This is a genomic window from Microcoleus sp. T3_B1 (assembly GCF_036700445.1).
Lineage (GTDB): Bacteria > Cyanobacteriota > Cyanobacteriia > Cyanobacteriales > Microcoleaceae > Microcoleus.
In genome coordinates, this window is sequence record NZ_JAUBOX010000089.1 from 1 (window position 1) to 20,220 (window position 20,220).

The following is a 20,220-nucleotide window of genomic DNA, read 5'->3' on the forward strand; positions in this document are numbered from 1 at the left end:
AAACGAATCGCACTCACAACAATATAATACCATTATTGTTTATAATTGCTTATAAACTCAATGAAGTTTTACAATACCAGTTTAAAAAAAGAATGCAACTGTAGGCAAGCTCCAAACCCTTATGTCATCAGTCATTCCCAATTCTTTAATTCTTCAATTCTTCAATCTAAAATGGTATAAGCCCTCAGAATCATCGGCTTTTGGCAGAAGTCCCTTCTTGCTTGCTCCGTGAAAGCTATTTCGGGGGTGTTATTTTTAAGTTTGTGGCCAGCGGGGATTTTGAAGTCTCTTTCTGAAGGGGGAATTATTAGGGGTATCGGTGCGCTTTGGCATCTGATAAATGATAGATTAAGGGTAGCGCTTTGACTAGCAGACCAAAAAAATGGGATACAAGCCTCCCCCTTCTAGGGGGACTTTCGGTTCGGAATCTCTCAAGCAAGGTTTTTGAATAAACAGCACCGCATTTATTCAGGCTGGTTATACAATGGTTGTATGTTGAATCTAACCTACGAGTACAAGCTCATTCCTACCGATACGCAACGCCAGACTTTCGACCAGTGGCTCAATATTTGCCGCAAGGTCTACAACTTTGCATTGCGAGAACGAAAAGATTGGGTCAATTCTCGTAAGTGTGATATCAACTCGTGCAGCATGAAGCAGGAATACATCATCCCTGCTGATGCACCGCGTCCAACCTTTGCGGGCCAATGCAAATCATTGGCAAAAGCAAAGAAGTTAATTCCTGAGTTGAAACTGCCTCACACCCATGTATTGCAGCAGGCGTTGCGCCAACTAGAGGCAGCGTTTGTGGCGATGTGGGAACGAGGACACGGTTTTCCTAGATTCAAAAAGCGGATGCGCTCATTTGTGTTTCCTCAATTGAATTTAGAATCCGTTAAACAGTTTGATGGTACCGATTGGGTCAACCTGCCCAAGATTGGCCCCGTCAAAATGCACCTGTCGCGTCCAATCCCTGAAGGGTTTGATGTCAAGCAAATTCGCGTTATTAAAAGGGCTTCTGGCTACTATGCCATGCTCACTTTGCAATGTGATGTCGAAGTACCTCAAGCCTCACCTTCAGGACATGGATTAGGGATTGATTTAGGGTTAAAACATTTTTTGGCAACTTCTGATGGTGAATTGATTGATAGACCTCGATTCTTTGTGGATGGACAACGCAAGCTGAAATTGCTGCAACGTCAACTCAAGCGTAAGAAAAAAGGCTCTAGAAAGTTTCGTCAAATTCAACACCAAATAGCGAAGCACCACGAATACATCTCGAACAGCCGCAAAGACTTTCATTTCAAGACTGCACATCATTTATGTACCTGTGCCCAAACAGTATTTGCGGAGGACTTGAACCTCAAAGCAATGTCAGCCGGAATGTGTGCCAAGCACACGCTTGATGCAGGGTTTGGTCAGTTCCTGAATATCTTGAGCCATGTTTGCTTTAAGCGAGGTGCATACTTTGCCAAGGTAAACCCGAACCGAACAAGTCAAACTTGTCCCTTATGTCAAACTCATACAGGCAAAAAAGAACTATCCCAACGGGTGCATAAATGTCAAACGTGTGGCTATGAAACAAATCGAGATGTTGCAGCCGCGCAAGTAGTATTGCAGCGTGGATATACAGCGGTTGGGCAAAACGAGCGTGAATTTTGGGGAGGGCAAGCTACATGAGTAGTCCCAATGAACCAAGAATCCTCGTGCCTTCGGGCCGAGGAGTTGTCAACCAAAATCCTATCCATTGCTTAGGGGTTTTTTAAATGAGTACGTTAATTAGCTTGGCATTGCTGATCGCTTACGGTGGCGGTATTTGGAAATTTTGGAATGGGTTCAATCGCACTAACTTCGATCGAAGTTTTACAAATCGCCTGAAGCTCTCGCTGCTCTGGCCCGCGTTAATTTTTAATAAGCCTTACCGCCAAAACTTTACAAAAGCTCTCAAAGCTTCTAAAAGGTAATTCAAGAATGTCTAAAAAGTCCGATCGCCCAGTAGCGGGTCAGGAGCAGACTTGGTTTGCTAAAGGAAAATCAGATAGCTGGCAAGTCTTACTGTCGCAAGTCGCTTCTCGATTCGATCGCGAATACCGAGGAGAAGCTTTCGCCTTACCCGAAGAAGTCGAAGCAATGCCGATTTTCCTAGAATCAGTTGCAGGAACTCTCCAAGCAAAAACAGTTTCTCCCTTCTGGAAAATTGCCAAACCTCAAAAAAATCAGCGCTGTTTAGACATTGGCTGCGGAGTCAGCTTTCTCATCTACCCTTGGCGGGATTGGGAAGCATATTTTTACGGTCAAGAAATCAGCAGCGCCGCGCGAGATGCCTTAAACGCTCGCGGCCCTCAGCTCAATTCTAAGCTGTTCAAAGGTGTAGAATGGGCCCCCGCTCACCAATTAAATTACGAGGAGGCTCAGTTCGATTTATGCCTCGCTACAGGCTTTAGCTGTTACTATCCCATAGACTATTGGAGTATTGTCATGGGAGAAGTAAAGCGGGTATTAAAACCGGGCGGTCATTTTGTTTTTGATGTCCTCAACCCCAATGCTCCTTTAGCAGAAGATTGGGCAATTTTGGAAACTTATCGAGCCGGAGAAGTATTTTTAGAGACAATAGAAGATTGGGAAAAAATGATAAAAGCTGCTGGCGCTAAGGTAGTAAAAAAGCAAAGTGGTGACTTATTTCAAATGTATAAAGTTGAATACAATTGAGAGGTTAAGGGGAATAGGTAATAAGCTTTGTAGTCAAAATTTCAATCGTCCAAAGCCGGGTTTGGCAAACGAAAAACAACTTGATTCTTAGTGGAGAAAGTAAGGTGCGTCAGCAAGTTGAAATTAGTTGGAGAAGCAACAAATATTCAAGCTGACGCACCCTACTAACTACTAACTCACAACAGTGAAGCAAGCATATTGGATATTACTGAGATCTTGCACCATTCTCAATTAGCCGTAGGGGCGGGTTCGCCAACAGCCTTAAAGCTTGCAAATAGGATCTATAAACCCGCCCGACCCCACGAAAAATCCTCTTATTGATATTGCTGCAAGATGTCAGATATTACCCATTCCCATAGCTGGTAAAAGTATAGTCATCTATTAAATGACATGGGAGGCCTTCGGCCCCTCCCCCTTCACTTTTACTTTGAGCGGATTGACCCGCATTGGCCCAGCTACGCAGCTCCCTATCCCATTGCTCAATGCTTTTGGGAGTGCTTTTGCCACGATCATGTAATACCCATTCACGGAGCGCATTAATTAACAAACCATCTGCGGTTTTGTACAAACCTCTGTGGATGTGTTTGCCAATCGGCTAGCTGGATGAGTGATAGGTGTGGCTCGTAAATTCATGCCGCGTTGAAAGCGGTTGCTTGGGCAGTCCAAATCCTTCTGATCAGTCAGCATATACTACTCCTGACTATCTTTGACGAGAAACTTAATGAAGTTTTACAATACCGATTGCCAATTACCGATGCCCAATTAATTTTCGGTAGTGGCAGGAGATGGGGCAGCTTCCGGCGATGGTGACACTTCCGGGGCCGGAGATGGCGATACTTCCGGGGCCGGAGATGGTGACACTTCGGCGGCAGGAGATGGGGCAGCTTCCGGCGATGGTGACACTTCCGGGGCCGGAGATGGCGACACTTGGGGCTGCGGAGACACTTCGGCGGCTGGAGATGGCGCAGCTTCGGGCTGCGGGGACTCTTGGGCTGGTTGCGGTTGAGGAGAAGGCGACTGTTCCGCGGCTGGTTTCGGTTCAGGCGAGGGCGACGGTTGAGCCGCGGGCTTGGGTGCGGGCGGCGACGGTTGGGCCCCTGGCTGCGGTTTGGTGGAGGGGGCCGGCGGCTTCTCAAACTGCGGTTTCACTTCAGTAGGCGCTGGGGAAGGTGGCTGGCCTGTTGGTCTGCTGGGCGCTGTCGGCGCGGGCGCGGGCTGCGGCTGGCCTGGTGGGTTGGGCCTGGTTGGGGTGAGAGGAATGCCACTACAAAGTTTTTCGTCGTACTTAAACTCGACAGTCAGTTGGTAAAGCTTGTGCGTGCTGGCTGCTTCAAATGTTAGAGAAGGGCTAATAATCGCAATTTTAGCCGCATTATCGAGAATACCGTAACCCGTCGGGACGATCGGCTGTGGCTCGGCCTTGAGCAAGCCTTGAGGGCTGACAACTGCTCCAAAAACTGCTCTTCCTTGGAGTTTTTGCGAGCAAGCTGTTACGGGATAAGGGACAGGCACAGGAGTCGGGCCCGTCGTTTCCAAGTCAGGATAAGCCTTTTGGAATTTATCAAACAAAGCAACATAGGTCTCTCCAGCCGCCAGCAGTGTCTCTCTGTCGGTGGGTAAGTTTGCACCCGGTTGGCCGGACTGTCCTAGCTGTCGCTGTCCCTCTTCAAATTGTTGTCTCCTGATTCTTTCTTCGGGAGTTTCTGCGATGAGATTCCTTTTATTGGGATCTTTTTGAGTCAATTTTGGTACTCCATCGGGTCCCACATTCCTGCCAATTGGGAATTCCGGGGTAAAGACTGGAGCTCCGTCTGGAAATAGTGGAAGTCCGCCTCTACTGGCTATGATCTTTTTGAGCGCCTCTGCTTCATCTTCCGAGCCGCCGCCGGGAAGCTGGGGCGGTTCTGGCAGCGAGGGTGGTTGCGGGATATTGGGATCGAAATTACCAGGTAAGGGCGGGAAAAGAAAACCGCTGGGAGGTACGGGTGGGACGAAAGTGGGTATTGGCTGGGAGGGGGCTCTGACTGTTGGGGATGGAGTTTTGGGAGGTGGTGGGGCTGTTGGGGCCGTGAAGGGCGGGAGAGGGGAAGGAGGCAGAGGCGAAAAGAATCCAGGAGGGGGCATCCCCGGCGGCATGGCGGGCAAGTTGATGGTATCTGGTGCGGGGGGCAAGGGCGGGGCTAACTTTGGCCCTGGCCGAAGGGGAACTGGTGCGATCGAAAATGGCGTAAATCGCGTATTAGACGGTTTCGGTGGTATGGTTTGTGGCAGGCGGCCGGCTTCTGCGGGAGTTAGTTCTACTAAGCCGACAGAACCGGGGATATTTTTTGAGGAATTTCCACCATAAATTATGTTTGAGAGCGTCGGGGCGGTTGCTCCGAGGACTCCGTGAAGGCCCACAGAAGCTAGGGCTGCCCACCAAAAAGGCTGGCGCAGCGGTTCGGAAAGGGTGTTGGCTAGGGAGGAAGAGTCAGTCATTTAAATTTTAGATTTTAGATTTTAGATTTTAGATTGGGGGATTGGGAGATTGAGTGATTGGGGGATTGGTAATTTATATTGTTGTGGTTGTGATTGAGTGTAAATTCGTTTTAATGAGGAGATGTTGGGAATTCAAAGGTATAATTTTAGCACGATCGCCCTCGCAGTTGCCCGATCGACCTTGATGAAAATTCATGGGCCCGAAACTGAACCAAATTTATTAAACACGATCGACAAGTTCGATGGATCGGCGTTTCCAATTCGGTTACGCCATCAAAAAACTGATCGAGTGGCTGTCAGCCCAGCCCGCAGTCCCTCGGTAGCCCCGCCCCAAAATGAGTACAAGCCCCCGACACTAGCGTCAGGGTCGATTCTACAAATTGTAAATTAAAGTTCCTGCTCCCTGATTCACTGCGCTGCAAGTAAATCTAAAATCGTAAGGGCGATCGCACTCACGCCGAAGTCTCAAATCGAAAATCCAAAATCCCAAATCCAAAATCGATGGATTCACCAGCGATAGCGGTAATTTTTAAAAGGAGCTCCCTCGATGGTGAGCAAGTCGATGGGATAAATTGGAGCGCCGCTTGCCATATATTGAAACATTTCCCGAACTTCCTCTCCCCGCAACGACAACTGGTCTAATTCCTTGAGAGAATACCAGCCAGCGCACAAAGTATGCTCATCCGGCTTGCTCTTGGGCGGCGTCTTATCTTCTGGACGAGCAACAAAAATGACTCGGAGGCGCACATTGCCCCTAGGCATCACTGTGTGTTCTACCCGGAGAATTCCCTCAACGATGATGGAAATGCCCGCTTCCTCAAAGGTATTACGCATAGCAGCTTCGAGCAAAGTCTCCCCTTTTTCCACTCGCCCTGCTGGCAGATACCACTGCTGCTCGTACTTGCGCTCTTGTACCAGTAGAAAACGGTCTTCTAAGTGAACGACAACTAGGGTAAAATACCATGTTTGAATCGGCTCGCGAGCCATAGAAGTAGATATTCCCTAAGCAAAAGGTTTAACGAGTGGCAGATGTTAGCAATCCAAAGGATGCTTCGGCAAGTGTCTTTGAACTTGAAAAACAGATCGTAGCACTCCGACCGCAAAATCTAAAATCTAAAATCTAAAATCTAAAATTGACCATGCCATTACCAACCGTGATTTTACCAGGATATTTTGCTGCTGCTTCCGACTATCGGGAATTAGAAAAGTCTCTGGTCGATCGAGGTTTCCCAACAGTAACAGTGCCTCTGGGCAAGGGAGATTGGTTGCCGACTTTTGGCGGGCGGTCGATGGTGCCAATTTTGCGACAGCTCGATCGCACGGTCAAACAAATGTTACAGCAATACGGCGTTCCCCAGATCAATCTCGTCGGTCATTCCGCCGGCGGCTGGATTTCTCGCATCTATTTGGGCGAAAAGCCTTACACGATTCACGGCGACGTGCTTGAGGACGCGGGTTTGTGGGAAGCTCACCCTTATGTGAATACTTTAATCACTTTAGGCACGCCGCACGTCTCTCAAGAGCGCTGGACGCGCAAAAATCTAGATTTTGTCAAAATTCACTATCCGGGGGCTTTTCACCCGCAGGTGCGCTACGTGTGCGCTGCTGGGAAGGCTGTTTTTGGCAAACGCGGTTTTGGGACTTGGCTGGCTTATAAAAGTTATGAGTTGACTGTGGGGAAGGGCGAAACTTGGGGAGATGGAATTACGCCGGTGGAAGCTGCTGTTTTGGACGGGGCTGAAAATTTGGTGTTGGAGGGGGTTTGGCATTCGCCTCGTTCTCCGGGGAAGTGGTACGGTTCGCCGGAGGTTTTGCCGGCTTGGATTGGGTATTTGTGTTAGAAATGAACCGCGAAGACGCGAAGGACGCGAAGGAAGAAGCAGAAGGTTTAAGGGGCGGATTTAGTTAAAATTTGATATTAAGCTGTTCTACATCTAAATTGCATTTTTTGTGCGGGCGAGACGCCCACCCCACAAGAACTTTATCAAATTTTGACTGTGTAGTTTAAATGCAGAACAGCTTAGGAGCGAGTTTAATGCGACAAAACTCGCTCCCGTGATGCTATGTTTACTTGAATTTTTATGGCTAACTGAATAGATTAAAAAAATATTTTATGTGGCATCATCGGTAAGATTCAGAAGTCACGGCGAACCACACAATCAAATTATACGTTGGCTGGGGTGGAATTGGGCGAAAATGCTACTGTGCGCTTGGACGCAGATAACGAATTTCAGCCTGATGCTTTGTTGAGAATTGATGCGGGAGGTCGATCGCAAATTAGGGATGATGATTATGTGCGATCGCACTCTGTACAATCATCGCAGTGTTTGGTATTTGGTGCGAGGGGCGATCGCTTTTTTTTCACTCAAGCATCGCTTTCCGTCTAATCCTCGCATTATCATAGTAGAAATAGAATAAGATTGTGAAAGGTAAACAAATGGCACAAATTACCACGACTGAATTACCTCAAACCCTCCCGACTCTACTTATAGAGATCGAACGTACCAAAACCCCTTTAACCGTCATCCATGAAGGGAAAGCATTAGTGATTATTTATCCTGCGACCACCCAAGATCCACGCCCCACCTTTGGTGCAATGAAAGGAAGCGGTGAAATATTGGGAGATTTAATTGCTCCTGTCGCCGAACTGTGGGAAGTTTTGGAATGAAACTTTTACTTGATACCCGCATTTAGCTGGCGATCGCACTAGACTGTTGCTTGAACAAGCATATCCTCTACTTGCCTAATTTGCTTCCAATCAATTACTGCAACCCAAAGACTTTCCTCTTCTGAATATTGCACTACGCCATCGACTTCTAACTCTTCGTCATACAATGCTAAAAATTTGCCATCTTCCAACTTAATATTTTGGCGACTCAAATCTTCAATCGTACCAACGCAATTTAGGCGAAGGCGACCCTGCTCATCCGCATTATGAAAATCTGCAAAGATTCTGGGATATTTCATATTTTTACTTTACTTAGGATTATTGTTGTGATGGATTAGGAATCGTTGGTGTCAGCAGCAGACTTGCTTGTTCTGGTGTTAAGCCAGTTAATGTTGCATGATTTGGGCTTCGGCCAGAAGTACGGATGACATCTCCATCGGACGATCGAACCTCACCCACTGTCGTCACACCAACTTGTCCATGAGGGATTGTCACTGCTAACTCTGCTACAGATAATCCTACTGCACATTCTACAGAAATTCCCGTGATGCCGCTGGGGTGAGTTGCCGTACTGCGTTTAATATCTTCTGGGCGATTACGACCGCCACGAACTACTAAGGCCTCGTTTGGAATTCTTTCCACAAGTATAGGCTGTTTGATTTAAGTACGCGCTATACTTTAGCAGAAATGTTTGCCCATAGGGCGATCGATCTTTTGTTTAACTCAAGCATCGCTATCCGTACAATCATCGGATTGTTTGGTATTTGCTGTGAAGGGATCTCGCACTCCCTTGGACAAGCCTTACGAGAGGGCGATTCCCTACGGGATAGCTTCGCTTCACGCACGCGAGGCTTGATTCGGTAAGTCAACAACCTGAATTGCACTCACACACCTCAATTAATGCCAGTATAATTATAATTGTTTGTCATCAGGGCTTTATGTCAGCAAAGGATAAATTTCATGATGTTGTGAAGATTGCCTTGCAAAAGGTTGGCAGATTATAGATGACCCACTTTCCATCAGTGTGGGTGGAGTTGATATGTTAATCGATCAGGGGGCGGAACGTCTGCTGGCAGCCGAACGGCAGGGCGAGAAAATTGCTGTAGAAATCAAAAGCTTTTTGAATACTTCAGCGATAACAGATTTTCATTTAGCGGTTGGACAATTTATCAACTACCGTACAGCACTCAAGTTTAAAGACCCCCAACGTCAGCTATTTTTGGCAATTCCTTTGACGGCGTATAACGATTTATTTAAGCGTGAATTTACAAACGCTGTTGTGGAAGATTACCAGTTAAAATTATTGGTCTATGATGTAGAAGAAGAGGTGATAGCTTTATGGAAAAAATAGAAAAATATCGGGATTGTATCAAACAAATTCTCACGAAATATGCTGCATACAAGCCTTCTTATGGAGAAGTAGAGGTGCAAGTTGTTTTTGACATAGAACACAATCATTATCAAGTTGTTCGAGTGGGTTGGGATAACAAACAGCGAGTTTACGGTTGTCCTATACATCTCGATATTAAGGATGGCAAAATCTGGATTCAGCAGAATGGAACTGAAATCGATTTAGGGCAAGAGCTGGTTAATATAGGTGTGCCGAAGTCAGACATTGTGGTTGGGTTTCATCCACCTTATATGCGTCAGTTCACAGAATTTGCAGTGGGTTAAAACTAACGTTGATGCTTTTGGTTGCAGACATCGATCGATCTTGATGCGTGATGGGCGATCGCACTCTGTACAATCATCGCAGTGTTTGGTATTTGCTGTGAGGGGCGATCGCCTACGACACGTTAGCTCAGAAATCGCCCGTCCGCTGCAATAAAGTCTCAGATGCTTTTATTACAAATTCTTTTTCTCCTCCAATTCATTCAGTATATTTATCAATTTAGCCATGTCAGGACTCAGTGTATCTAACTGAGAAGCCAATTCTTCTTTCTCAGTGCTACTAAGTTTTTGGTTCTCCAAAGATTTTTTTAAACCATTCCTGTAACTTTCCAGATAGCCATCAATTTGCTCAAAATATTGATTGATTGCTTCTTTAATATCTTTATTGATAAAAGCATCCACCGCTCTTTCTATCGATTGCCGATTGTCTTCCATTTTTGTACTGAATTGAGTCTCAAACTTTGACCTTGAGACTGTGTAGGTTTCATCAGTCCACCAAACCGTGTCGCTAAAGAAGAATTGGGCAGTTTTCTTAAGAAATGAATTTTTCTTAGATTCGTAATCAAATGATATATAGCGAGACGTGCTGATCCCTGATACCTTAAGATCCAACCGCAAGGGAGATAAATCAACGCTAAAAGCTTTTTCAATATCGGATTTAATTTTCTTCACAAGGGGTTCTGTATTTTCTTCTAAGAAACGACGGATATCACCCATCGTATAATCTACTTGCTTGCTGATTGCTGAAAGTGCAGAATCTATAGCATTCTGTATCTTTTGTTCAGCAATTTTCTCAATCTTATCCTTCCAACTCTTGAACTTATCTTTACTCATCTCGGCATAAGCTCCCTCATAAGTTTGATTGCCATCTGAGAAAATTTGCTTAATCTCGCCTGGAAGCTCCTTATCTTGAAAAGCAATAGAAAGAGTTAACTGTGCGTCTCTTCGCAATTTATCCGTGAGATTAGTTACTTTGTTAAGGCTGCTTCTTTGTTCCTCGAAATTTTCGAGTTGGGTTTGAAGCGAACTTATCATAAGGCTTAAGTCGTTTGCTTCTTTATCAAGTCCACTACGCTGTAGCTTAATTTGATCGGATATGTGGGAAAGCTTACTTCGGCATACCTTAAGTGCTGAATTTATGCTGAGTTCCAACGCATTAGGTATCAAACCTTCAATGACTGGTTCTAAAAAGTTACTGAAAAGAGAATCTTCCCACAAATCATCAGCCAAGTCTTTTGCTGATTCGATAGTGGCTCTTTCCAACTGGCGATCGGTTCTTGTGCCAGCACCAAATTGAGCTTCAAAAAGCGAACGCATAATAGGACTTTCTTTACTCAGCCCTTTCTTATTTCGCTGATACTCTTTGTAAAACTCTCTCGCAGCTAAGGCGTATAACCCTGATACACAGAATACCTGTTTCTCAGGATTAAAATCACTGCCCTCAAACTTCTTGCCCACATCTTTCTTAATTTGGGCTTCATTCTGTTCCCCAGATTTCATTGCATCATATTTGTTGCACAAGACATAGATATTTTCAGCACCTCTGTCAGCTACCATTTTCCTTACTGCGTTAAGCATATCGATAGCTGCTGCATTGTTAGACACCGTGTAGTCAACAACTGTTAACACCAATGAGCTTTGCTCCAATTGTCTAGACATTACAGCATAAAGAATTTTCTTCAACATCTGTTGAATTTTCTCATTAGAACTACCTTCATCAGCGCCCGGAGTATCTATTAGTACAAGTTTTCCGATGGAGCCAGAGCTAGGAATGTTAGAGAAGGGAATAAAAGGTGCTGTTATTCTTGGATATTCTTGTAGGGAAATGATATCATCTACCTCGACTTCCATCAGGAGACACATTCGGACTATATGATTTATTCCTGTCAGAAATTCAGAAATACTCTCTGTACCATTCACTTGGGTCAGAAGAGTGTCCCATTTTCCAGCTTGGATATCCTTAGCCAAACCAAAAAGATAACTATACTCTTGAAGCTGATCTTCCACCCACTTGTTACCTCTCCGATTAACTTGCTTTTTGAGATTTAAAATCAATTTTTGTAAGACAAATTTAGCCTCATTAGGCACTGAAAGAGACGGATTCTCTACACCTATAACAAGTTCAATTTCCGTGGGTAAAGTTGTCATTCCTTTGTTATGGGAAGGTAGTAATTTCATCCCACTGATAGCATTGATAACCGTAGATTTTCCTGCCTTCATAGGGGCAATGATGGAAATTGATAGCTCTGCCTTTGCAACCTTTCTGACTTCGTTATCAATAATATCTTTTTCTTTGGTATATCCACTCTTCAACACCGATTCAACTTGAGCTATCAGCGAACTGCTTTTTTGTAAAATGTCAAGAGCTTCACTTTGCAAATGCGTAATCTTAGATTGTTGGCTCTTAGCGTTATTCATTGTTTTACTCTCTTTTATACCAAGATTGTTCAAGAAAATTGGTCAGCATCTTGACGACTGACAAGAAGCCTTACTCCAAGGCCTTATACAGTGTCATTCCCGTCTAAAAGTAGCTTTAATGTTACCTATTCAATATAGCTCCACCTCCTGATGAGTTTTAATGATGCAATTTGAAGTTGGGTATGCAACACAGGTTAATACAAACTTTTCTCTAAGCTGATCGTCATCCAAAAATGACTGATCTGATTGATCGACTGTTCCACTCAAAAGTTTTCCTGTACAGGTTGAACAAGCACCTGCACGACAGGAATATGGCAAATCAATACCTGCTTCTTCAGCAGCGTCAAGGATATATTCATCAGGGGCTACTTGAATTGTTATATCTAGCCCCTCCGCTTCATTAATAAGCGTTACAAAATAAGTCCCTTGTTCGTAACCATTTTGCTTTATATACTCAATAAATTTTTGGGCTGCTACTCGTCCAGCATATTTAAGCAGCTCTTGTGAAAAAGCTTGAACAAAAACGTCAACAGCCATGAGTTACTTCTCCTTTAATTAAACCGCATTTGCTGGCTAAAGCAGTGTTACAGAGGATAAAATAGCAAGTATTTAATCCTTAGAATTTACGATTGACTTCTCCAAGTCTCGTTCATAAATCCCAAGTTTGCCCAGTCCCAAAATGTACTATTTTGCCCCCAATTTTCCCTAATTTTAATCTCTTTAAATCTAACTTTGTACTCAAATATCTAAAAATATACTAAAATGTCTAAAACTGTGCCATACTACACAAAATTATCCTAGCCTCTTGAGCCAATGAATCTTAAAGAAATGTTACATCTTGCAGATAAGATAGTCTTCGAGAAAACGGGTCAACACCTTGACGATTTACAAGAAGCGGTAGTAAAAGCAACTCTACAACACGATACATACAAGCACTTAGCCAAAGACTTTGACTGTTCTGAAAGTCGTGTTAGGAATGCGGCTTCGGAATTATGGCAATTACTTTCAGAAGAGTTGGGAGAAGATGTCAATAAAAAGAATTTTCGATCGGCAATTCACAGGTTTCAAGTCTCTAATGTTTCAAACTTTGCAAAAGATGTTGTAGGAATTGGTATCTTTAACCTGTGTGGAGAACCTAGACACCCGCCAGATATATCAAACTCACATAATGACGCAACATCTAACCCAAAACAAACCAAAACTCTACATCAAGATTTAAGCGAAATGCCAGAATTAGGCGATTTCTTCGATCGCACTCCCGAACTCCACACCCTCACCACCTGGATTCTACAACAACGCTGTCGCCTCATCACCCTCACCGGCATCAGCGGTATCGGCAAAACCACCCTAGCAGTACAACTCGTACAACAAATTAAAGACGAGTTTGAGTACGCAGTTTGGTACACTCTAGAGGAATTCCCCACCCTAGAAAAATTTCAATCTAACCTAACACAGCTTTTTTCCAATTCCGAAAAACAAGATTTATCCCCCACAAATCAGAAACGCTTACCGCTGATTAAGTATTTACAAAACCATCGCTGTTTAATAGTCTTAGATGACGTTCACAACGTTTTCTGTAGCGGCGAATTGGCTGGAAAATATAAACCAGAATCCGAAGACTATCGCTCCTTATTCAAACAAATAGAAAAATTATCCCATCCAAGCTGCTTGATGTTAATCGGTTGGGAACAACCGAGAGAAGTGACTCAAGTTAAAAGCCAAAATACTTCTATTCGCACTTTACAAGTCAAAGGTTTACACATCGCCGCCGCACGGGAAATACTCAGAGATTATGGGTTAGAAGAAAGCGACAACAGTGAAACTTTTATTCATCGCTACCAAGGCAACCCCCTATGGTTAAAAAGCGTGGCGAATCTGATTCAAGACTTGGGAGGAGGCGTGACAGAGTTATTACCAAATGATACGATATTGTTGCCAGAAGATTTGAAAGATGTTTTACAGCAGCAGTTCGATCGCCTATCCGAACTAGAAAAACAAGTAATCTCTTTGTTGGCGAAAGAAAGCCAGCCAATCAACCGGGCAAAATTGCTAGAAAATGACATAATTCCGGCTTCAGATTTGCTAAATGCGCTGCAATCTCTATCGCGGCGCTGCTTGATTGAACAACAAGCAAATTTTTACACTCTGCCGCCAGTAATCAGGGAATATATCAAAGGGTTATAACCAACGATATACTTCAGGCTCAACAGTCAAAGCCGATCGCGAACTGCTTCAAAACAAGCTTCAATTTCCCCCCATGATGGATAATTTCCATAGCAGAGTCTACCGCACTGCTGTTCGTATTCTCTAGCAATAGTTTGACGCAGTTCTCCTGTTGGGAAGAGAGCCGAACTGTTGGAAAAATTCATCGCTGACGGCGGCTGATAATCTGGGAAGTGTTCGCGGCTAATGCGATCGCAATCCTCTTTAATCTGGCTGTATTCCTCAGTTTGGAACATTTGGCGCACTTCGGACTTTTGAGCTAAACAAAACAGGTCGTAGTAATGTCTGGCGTAGATTCCAATTGATTCCCCATCCTGCTGAATCTTCACTACTTTAGAGTGAATTGCAAACAGCTTCTCAACAAAGGTGCGCCGAAAGTCCAGCAATAGCATAGAGAAAGGCAATTCATCTTCAGTATCAAGACTCTGCCCAATTTCACGCAGAAATTCAGCCACATAGGAAGACAGTTGTACAGTCTGCGTAGGATAAGTGCCGCTGCGAGTTCCCATTTCTAAGAATACACGATTGGCGATCGCCTGATTGCCCGAAAATTGCTGAGTGTAGCTGAAATAGCTATTGCGAAAAACCCCCCGCTTCCGCTTGGACGAATCAGGTTCTAGCGTCAAAGCAGGATGCTCTCCCACAGCACTTTCGATTGCTGCTAATTCTTTGTCAATTCTGTTTGCACCAAGGGGAGGAACGAATGCCTGTTTGTTCAAAAACAGATCGATATCCTCCGAGAATCGTTCTATCACTTTCCACCCCTTCGAGAGGCTGGTTCCGCCTTTAAAAATGACTTGAGTACGCCACTGATTCGCCACAATTCGCAGCGCCGAGGTGACATAGTAATCTTTCTCGATGAATTGTTCGGTGAGTCCAAAGCGATCGAAATGTTCCCTAGCTGCGATGACAGCATCGCGGAAATCAGGATGTTCAAACATTTTCACTCGGCTTGCCACTCCTTGGCATAACTCAGATTGCTGAATTTACCAAAATCAAACCGAGAGACTGGATTTAGGCTTTTTCGGAGTTTTTCTAGCTCTTTAACACTCTTTCTGAGTTCCTGTCCGATCGCACCCAGCATAGCTCGTACTCGCGGCGGTTCCGCATCTGCAACTGCAAGCAAACGTTCAAAGCGAGATCCTTCTCGAAAATAGTCTAGCAACCTTTGCTTAGTCTCCGTCAGAGACAACTCGCTCAACTTACCCCTAGACCTTAAAAAATCAAGCATTGCTGCATCAGTCGCTTCTAAGCGATTCCAAGTTTCAGGTCTGCGAGTGTGGATTCGGGCGCGAGAACCAATTATAGTGCGGGGGACACTGTTCGCTGAGGTAGCAAATTCACCTTGAATTGCGTTTTGAGTGGTAAACCCTAATAAATTAGCCGCACTCAGTCCAGCCGGATGCAAGTTTTGTTTTGTCAGCAGTTTTTGGATATCGCTTGGAGAGGGACGACTGCGACCAAATCGAGTCGGGCGCGATCGATAGTATAGTCCTTTGCTGACTCGCTCCAAAATTCCGTTTTCCGCCATTCGGGAAAGTGCTTTGCTGACCGCAGTTGACGGCAGGTTAGAAAAGTCAGAGTGCCGCCAATAGCCTTCTGGCCGTTCCTCAATCTGTCTGCGAATTAACTCTGCTGTGTTGACTTGACTCCTTTTCATCAGAATTATGGGTTTGAAACCCCGTCCTTCGTAGGACGGCTTTACATTGAAGTGAATCCCCTTGAGGGGCCGGGGAGGTATGGTTGCCTCCCCGCCGGGATATGGTTGTCCCGTTCTCCTTTCGGAGTAAAGTTAGCTTGTCGGTCAATGTTTAGTGAGCTTGTTAGGCCCAAAGCACTGTAAAGCGTGACCTTAGAACTGTTTAACTCTCAGCGACAGAGCAGGGGACTAGCTACGCATCAAGCGGGTGTCGTGACTCAAAAAACGTAGTCCGCGAAGGACTTAGGCTGGTCAGAATGGCTTGTTAGATTTCTCCTTCAAGCCTCATGCCTTTAGGCTGAGGTTCCTGACCCCTTGAATCCCAGGTCAGGGTCTTAATCCCATTATTCTCACCACTTTCTAAATTGTCAAGTTTTTGTGGCAAAAAACTTGACAAATAACCTGGATTATCTGCTGCGTTATAGTACCCTAGAACATTTCAAAGCTTGAGTTGTGCAAGCAAGCGTATGGGGAGGGCGATCGCCCGTGCAGTGTAATGGATACAACCATTGCTTGCATTCCCCGCGCTTCACCCAAATTACTAGAAGTGGCAATGGGCGATCGGGTAAATGGGGCGATCGGTTCGATAGAATGATCGGTAGTCGCAATTCCATTGTTTGCCATGACGCTGAAAGAATTAGAGCCTCAACTGCGGGCACTCTCTGACGACGAAAAAGCTCAAGTCGTTCAACTCCTATCCCAAGGCAAAATCACTCCTTGGCGCGGTATTGAAAAAAGGGCTGATGTTTGTGGCGGGAGTGCCTGCATTGCTGGAACTCGCATCACCGTTTGGGGACTTGTAGAAGCTCGTCGCATTGGCTATAGCGAAGCTGATTTACTCACAAGCTATCTATCGCTATCTGCGACTGATATTGCTAACGCTTGGGCATACGCCGAAGCTTTCTCCGATGAAATTGAAACAGAAATTCGGGAAAACGATGAAGTGATGGACGAGGATTTGTAGCAGATGGCACGTCTCTATGCCGATGAGCAATACCTTCACCTTAACTTAGACGGTAGTGATGCCTTGCCCTAAATGCTTCAAGACTTGAAAAGCAGATCGCAATTCACTTCGCACAGTATAAATCGAAAATGCCCGCGATAACCCGTATTCGGGTGTAGGTTGATCCCTGAGTTTCACAAACAACACATCATCGCCATTCGTCAACATACCAAATCTCGGTTTATCCAAATCAGGATTTGCCATCATGTATGCTAATGCTTGGGGTAATGCCGATCTCGTCGCAATCGTAGTCTTCTTACACTCCAAAACCATTACCCAAAGCTGATTCTGTAAAATCAAGATATCAATTCGTCCGCGCAGGGTTTCTTCCCCATCATCGATCGCAATTTCAATCGCAGCTTCAGCCTTCATCCTGAAAGGTGGATCGTAGAATCCCGCCAGTTCTAACAAAGGTGATGCCACCAACAATGTCACTGCCCCTTCTAACAATTCTCCATCGGCTCTATGATATAGCAATCTACGTCGTAGCGTATCCAAAGCAGTCTGTTCAGAATCGCTGAGACTTGGCAATTGGGTTTGCCACTCTGTAAAAAAAGCCTCATCCTCAGTTCGGCTCAAATTCAACCTTGATTCAGCCTCCTCTTGGCTTTTAATAGCTTCTGTAACTGCAATAACCTTTGCCATTCGTTCACCTTTGATTCAAACGGTTGAATTTCCAAGGAAAATTAGCTTCATTGTAAGCAAAAATAGGGAAACTGCTATAGCGATCGCAGTTTTCAATATCATATGAATTCCGGTTGAATTGGAATGATTAAACCGCAGAGGACACAGAGAACACAGAGTCAGAGAACAGAGAGATGAATAATTCCTATGCTACCGGATTTGATATCACTTCTATTGATTTGTGTCCAAAAACAAAAACCGGGCAACTTCAAAGCTACCCGGCAATCCTAACTTTAGACCTCAGACAAATCTAAAATCTAAAACCTAAAATTCTTAAACAGCCACAGTCTTCTTAGCAGAAGAGCTCAATTCGCCCTTAGCATACTTAGCTGCAAAATCATCCAAAGACACTTGCTTAATCTTTGTACCGTGACCGGCGCAACCGAAAGAGTTGTAACGATCGCTACAAACCTTCTGCATATACTTGATCGACGGCTTCAAGAAGTGGCGGGGGTCAAACTCATCGGGCTTCGCAAACAAAGCTTCGCGTACTGCAGCGGTAATCGCCAAACGGTTGTCAGTATCGATATTGATCTTGCGAACACCGCACTTAATGCCCTTTTGGATTTCTTCCACAGGTACGCCGTAGGTTTCGCGGATTTTGCCGCCGTTGCTGTTGATGATTTCCAACAATTCTTGGGGCACAGAAGAAGAACCGTGCATTACCAAGTGAGTATTCGGCAAGCGGCGGTGAATTTCTTCAATGCGGCTGATTGCCAAAATTTCGCCAGTCGGCTTGCGAGTGAACTTGTAAGCGCCGTGAGAAGTGCCGATCGCGACTGCTAGAGCATCAACGCCGGTTTGCTCAACGAAATCCACAGCTTGTTCAGGATCTGTCAGCAACTGATCGTGAGAAAGCGCACCTTCAAAGCCGTGGCCGTCTTCTGCTTCGCCCATCCCTGTTTCCAGAGAACCCAAGCAACCCAGTTCGCCTTCAACGCTAACGCCGATCGAATGAGCAACATTCACCACATCGCGAGTAACTTGAACATTGTACTCGTAGCTAGCGGGAGTCTTAGCATCTGCTTCCAGAGAACCGTCCATCATCACGCTGGTGAAACCTTGGCGCATGGCAGAATAGCAAGTGCCGGGGGCATTGCCGTGGTCTTGGTGCATGGAAATGGGAATGTGAGGATAGGTTTCAACTGCTGCCAAAATCAAGTGGCGCAGGAAATTTTCGCCAGCGTAGGAGCGAGCGCCGCGAGAAGCTTGCAGAATCACAGGGCTGTTGGTTTCGTCAGCAGCGCGCATGATCGCTTGGATTTGCTCCATGTTGTTGACGTTGTAAGCCGGTAGGCCGTAACCATTTTCAGCCGCGTGGTCGAGCAGCAATCGCATAGGTACAAGCGCCATAGATATTCCTCCTAATTATTTGTGATTTTTGGGCAGTGAATTTTGGACAAGCTCAATTCTTACGATAATCTTAAGACAATTTGCCACCGATCGCGCACTATCTTTCCAGATTTACTAAAAAGTTCAACAAACAAAATTTTGAGTTCCAAGCATTCCACTCAAAACTCAAACTTTTTAACTCACAAATTTTTATGGGTCGCCCGGGATTTGAACCCGAGACCAATCGGTTAAAAGCCGAATGCTCTACCGCTGAGCTAGCGACCCGCGAAAACATTGTTACCGCACACAATTTCTAATAGTAGCACCCCTCATTTGAAATAGCAAGTGTTTTGTTAAATAAAATTTGCAGTCATGCGAACCAGCATCTCGCAAGTCGCTCCCGGCTGCAAATAAATCAAGTGTTCGCCAGTGTTGAGGGCATTTCGAGGAGCAGTCCAAGGTTCCAAACAGTAAAAATCCTTGCCCTTCACCATCCAGAAAACCAACTTCCCATAGCTGGAGTTGTAACTGAGGGTGAGCCGCAAGCCGCTCGCCGCGTCAGTGACAGTAGCAGCAAGACCAGTGAGCTCGTCAAAGGAAACATCAATTTCATCCAGCGTCTCGTCAAAAACCCCTGTGAAATAACCCTTTTGGTGGGTGTTGTGATCTCTGTACTGCATCCCCGGAATCTCAAAGCGGAGCTTAGATTTGTCCGTCGCCAAAAAGTAGGGATGCAAACCACTAGAAAACGGCATGGGTTCGGCAGACAGATTGGTGTATCGCTGAAAAATTTCCAAAGAATTGCCTTTAATCTGATATGTGAAGGCTAGTTGGAAATCAAAGGGATAAACAGCCAGCGTCTTGTCGCTGCTGTCGAGAATCAGGGTAAGGGCGGCGCAACCCTCGGTAACTTGTTCGCCTATTGTCCAAGGCAAGTCTCGAGCAAAGCCGTGCTGTTTGAGCTTACGCTCCACTCCCTTGTGGGTGTAAGTATTATCGGGGAGATTGCTGCAGATGGGAAACAGGATGGGAATCCCGCCACGTACAGTTAGATCGGGATTGGCGAACCGTTCCGCGTCCAAATAGAAGATTTCTTTGCCTTCAACCAGCCAGCTAGTGGCAATACCGCCCCGTTCCGGCACAACTTCTAGAGTAGAGTTAGCGGTTTCGTCGGAGAGGATATAGGTTTTGTACTGCTTTTGCTTGAGCGCGATCGCAAACACATTTGTCATTGGTAGTAGGTCATTGATCATTGGTTGTCAGTAAGTCGATCGTTAATAATTGGTCGCTAGTATGTTGATGTTCACCCATTACCGCCCCTATCCTCCCCGGCAT

At 45.2% G+C, this 20,220-nt stretch carries 20 protein-coding genes, 1 tRNA gene and 1 pseudogene; 10 read left to right on the forward strand and 12 right to left on the reverse strand.

Going from position 1 to position 20,220, the window contains the following annotated elements; all coding sequences use genetic code 11:
- Positions 1-444: 444 nt before the first annotated feature.
- The 3 genes from QT990_RS30180 (at position 445) to QT990_RS30190 (ending at position 2,709) form a co-directional block, all read left to right on the forward strand.
- Positions 445-1,680 (forward strand): transposase, encoded by a 1,236-nt coding sequence (locus QT990_RS30180; RefSeq protein ID WP_333466113.1) that lies wholly within the window; start codon positions 445-447, stop codon positions 1,678-1,680.
- Positions 1,681-1,766: 86 nt separating this feature from the next.
- Positions 1,767-1,964: a hypothetical protein gene (locus QT990_RS30185; RefSeq protein WP_333143062.1), complete on the forward strand. Its 198-nt coding sequence runs from the start codon at positions 1,767-1,769 to the stop codon at positions 1,962-1,964.
- A gap of 7 nt (positions 1,965-1,971) precedes the next feature.
- Positions 1,972-2,709 carry a class I SAM-dependent methyltransferase gene (locus QT990_RS30190; protein ID WP_333143063.1) on the forward strand — a complete coding sequence of 246 codons (738 nt, stop codon included), beginning with the start codon at positions 1,972-1,974 and terminating at the stop codon, positions 2,707-2,709.
- A 762-nt stretch (positions 2,710-3,471) separates the two neighbouring features.
- Here the strand turns inward: QT990_RS30190 and QT990_RS30195 are convergent.
- Both QT990_RS30195 and QT990_RS30200 read right to left on the reverse strand, forming a co-directional pair.
- The gene (locus QT990_RS30195; protein ID WP_333143064.1) at positions 3,472-5,187 is read right to left on the reverse strand and encodes a hypothetical protein; all 1,716 of its coding nucleotides are present in this window, start codon (positions 5,185-5,187) and stop codon (positions 3,472-3,474) included.
- A 507-nt stretch (positions 5,188-5,694) separates the two neighbouring features.
- Positions 5,695-6,174, reverse strand: coding sequence for an NUDIX domain-containing protein (locus QT990_RS30200; RefSeq protein ID WP_333143065.1), 480 nt, complete (start codon positions 6,172-6,174; stop codon positions 5,695-5,697).
- A gap of 152 nt (positions 6,175-6,326) precedes the next feature.
- On the opposite strand from QT990_RS30200, the gene QT990_RS30205 reads away from it, so the two are divergent.
- From QT990_RS30205 to QT990_RS30215, 3 genes are all read left to right on the forward strand, one after another.
- The gene (locus QT990_RS30205) at positions 6,327-7,028 is read left to right on the forward strand and encodes an alpha/beta fold hydrolase (RefSeq protein WP_333143066.1); all 702 of its coding nucleotides are present in this window, start codon (positions 6,327-6,329) and stop codon (positions 7,026-7,028) included.
- 330 nt (positions 7,029-7,358) lie between these two features.
- Positions 7,359-7,574, forward strand: coding sequence for a hypothetical protein (locus tag QT990_RS30210; protein WP_333466114.1), 216 nt, complete (start codon positions 7,359-7,361; stop codon positions 7,572-7,574).
- A gap of 50 nt (positions 7,575-7,624) precedes the next feature.
- Positions 7,625-7,855: a type II toxin-antitoxin system Phd/YefM family antitoxin gene (locus QT990_RS30215; protein ID WP_333466115.1), complete on the forward strand. Its 231-nt coding sequence runs from the start codon at positions 7,625-7,627 to the stop codon at positions 7,853-7,855.
- A 38-nt stretch (positions 7,856-7,893) separates the two neighbouring features.
- Here the strand turns inward: QT990_RS30215 and QT990_RS30220 are convergent, their stop codons facing one another.
- Positions 7,894-8,154, reverse strand: coding sequence for a hypothetical protein (locus QT990_RS30220; protein WP_242722229.1), 261 nt, complete (start codon positions 8,152-8,154; stop codon positions 7,894-7,896).
- Positions 8,155-8,173: 19 nt separating this feature from the next.
- Positions 8,174-8,497 (reverse strand): flavoredoxin, encoded by a 324-nt coding sequence (locus tag QT990_RS30225; protein WP_333466116.1) that lies wholly within the window; start codon positions 8,495-8,497, stop codon positions 8,174-8,176.
- A gap of 296 nt (positions 8,498-8,793) precedes the next feature.
- Here QT990_RS30225 and QT990_RS30230 point away from each other — a divergent pair.
- Positions 8,794-9,206: pseudogene (locus QT990_RS30230) on the forward strand (XisH family protein).
- Positions 9,194-9,529 (forward strand): XisI protein, encoded by a 336-nt coding sequence (locus QT990_RS30235; RefSeq protein ID WP_333466117.1) that lies wholly within the window; start codon positions 9,194-9,196, stop codon positions 9,527-9,529. The pseudogene QT990_RS30230 and the gene QT990_RS30235 overlap by 13 nt, the downstream one beginning before the upstream one ends.
- A 171-nt stretch (positions 9,530-9,700) precedes the next feature.
- Here the strand turns inward: QT990_RS30235 and QT990_RS30240 are convergent, their stop codons facing one another.
- Positions 9,701-11,944, reverse strand: a complete 2,244-nt coding sequence (locus QT990_RS30240; RefSeq protein WP_333466118.1) for a dynamin family protein — start codon at positions 11,942-11,944, stop codon at positions 9,701-9,703.
- A 129-nt stretch (positions 11,945-12,073) separates the two neighbouring features.
- Entirely contained in the window at positions 12,074-12,394 is a 321-nt protein-coding gene (locus tag QT990_RS30245) for a ferredoxin (RefSeq protein WP_333466123.1), read from the reverse strand.
- Positions 12,395-12,757: 363 nt separating this feature from the next.
- On the opposite strand from QT990_RS30245, the gene QT990_RS30250 reads away from it, so the two are divergent.
- A complete protein-coding gene (locus tag QT990_RS30250) occupies positions 12,758-14,128 on the forward strand; it encodes an NB-ARC domain-containing protein (RefSeq protein WP_333466119.1) in 1,371 nt (456 codons plus the stop codon).
- A gap of 26 nt (positions 14,129-14,154) precedes the next feature.
- Here QT990_RS30250 and QT990_RS30255 read toward each other — a convergent pair whose 3' ends face one another.
- A complete protein-coding gene (locus QT990_RS30255; RefSeq protein ID WP_333466120.1) occupies positions 14,155-15,108 on the reverse strand; it encodes a nucleotidyl transferase AbiEii/AbiGii toxin family protein in 954 nt (317 codons plus the stop codon).
- Positions 15,109-15,110: 2 nt separating this feature from the next.
- On the reverse strand, positions 15,111-15,827 hold the full coding sequence (locus tag QT990_RS30260; RefSeq protein ID WP_333143079.1) for a DUF6088 family protein: 717 nt from the start codon (positions 15,825-15,827) through the stop codon (positions 15,111-15,113).
- Between the two features lie 661 nt (positions 15,828-16,488).
- On the opposite strand from QT990_RS30260, the gene QT990_RS30265 reads away from it, so the two are divergent.
- Positions 16,489-16,830, forward strand: coding sequence for a DUF433 domain-containing protein (locus tag QT990_RS30265; protein ID WP_333143081.1), 342 nt, complete (start codon positions 16,489-16,491; stop codon positions 16,828-16,830).
- 45 nt (positions 16,831-16,875) lie between these two features.
- Here the strand turns inward: QT990_RS30265 and QT990_RS30270 are convergent, their stop codons facing one another.
- The 4 genes from QT990_RS30270 to QT990_RS30285 form a co-directional block, all read right to left on the reverse strand.
- On the reverse strand, positions 16,876-17,514 hold the full coding sequence (locus QT990_RS30270) for a type I restriction endonuclease (RefSeq protein ID WP_333143082.1): 639 nt from the start codon (positions 17,512-17,514) through the stop codon (positions 16,876-16,878).
- Between the two features lie 312 nt (positions 17,515-17,826).
- Positions 17,827-18,906 (reverse strand): class II fructose-bisphosphate aldolase, encoded by a 1,080-nt coding sequence (gene fba / locus QT990_RS30275; RefSeq protein ID WP_006633469.1) that lies wholly within the window; start codon positions 18,904-18,906, stop codon positions 17,827-17,829.
- Between the two features lie 192 nt (positions 18,907-19,098).
- Positions 19,099-19,170: transfer RNA gene (locus QT990_RS30280), tRNA-Lys, on the reverse strand.
- Between the two features lie 68 nt (positions 19,171-19,238).
- On the reverse strand, positions 19,239-20,108 hold the full coding sequence (locus QT990_RS30285; RefSeq protein ID WP_445305462.1) for an aldose epimerase family protein: 870 nt from the start codon (positions 20,106-20,108) through the stop codon (positions 19,239-19,241).
- Between the last annotated feature and the right edge of the window lie 112 nt (positions 20,109-20,220).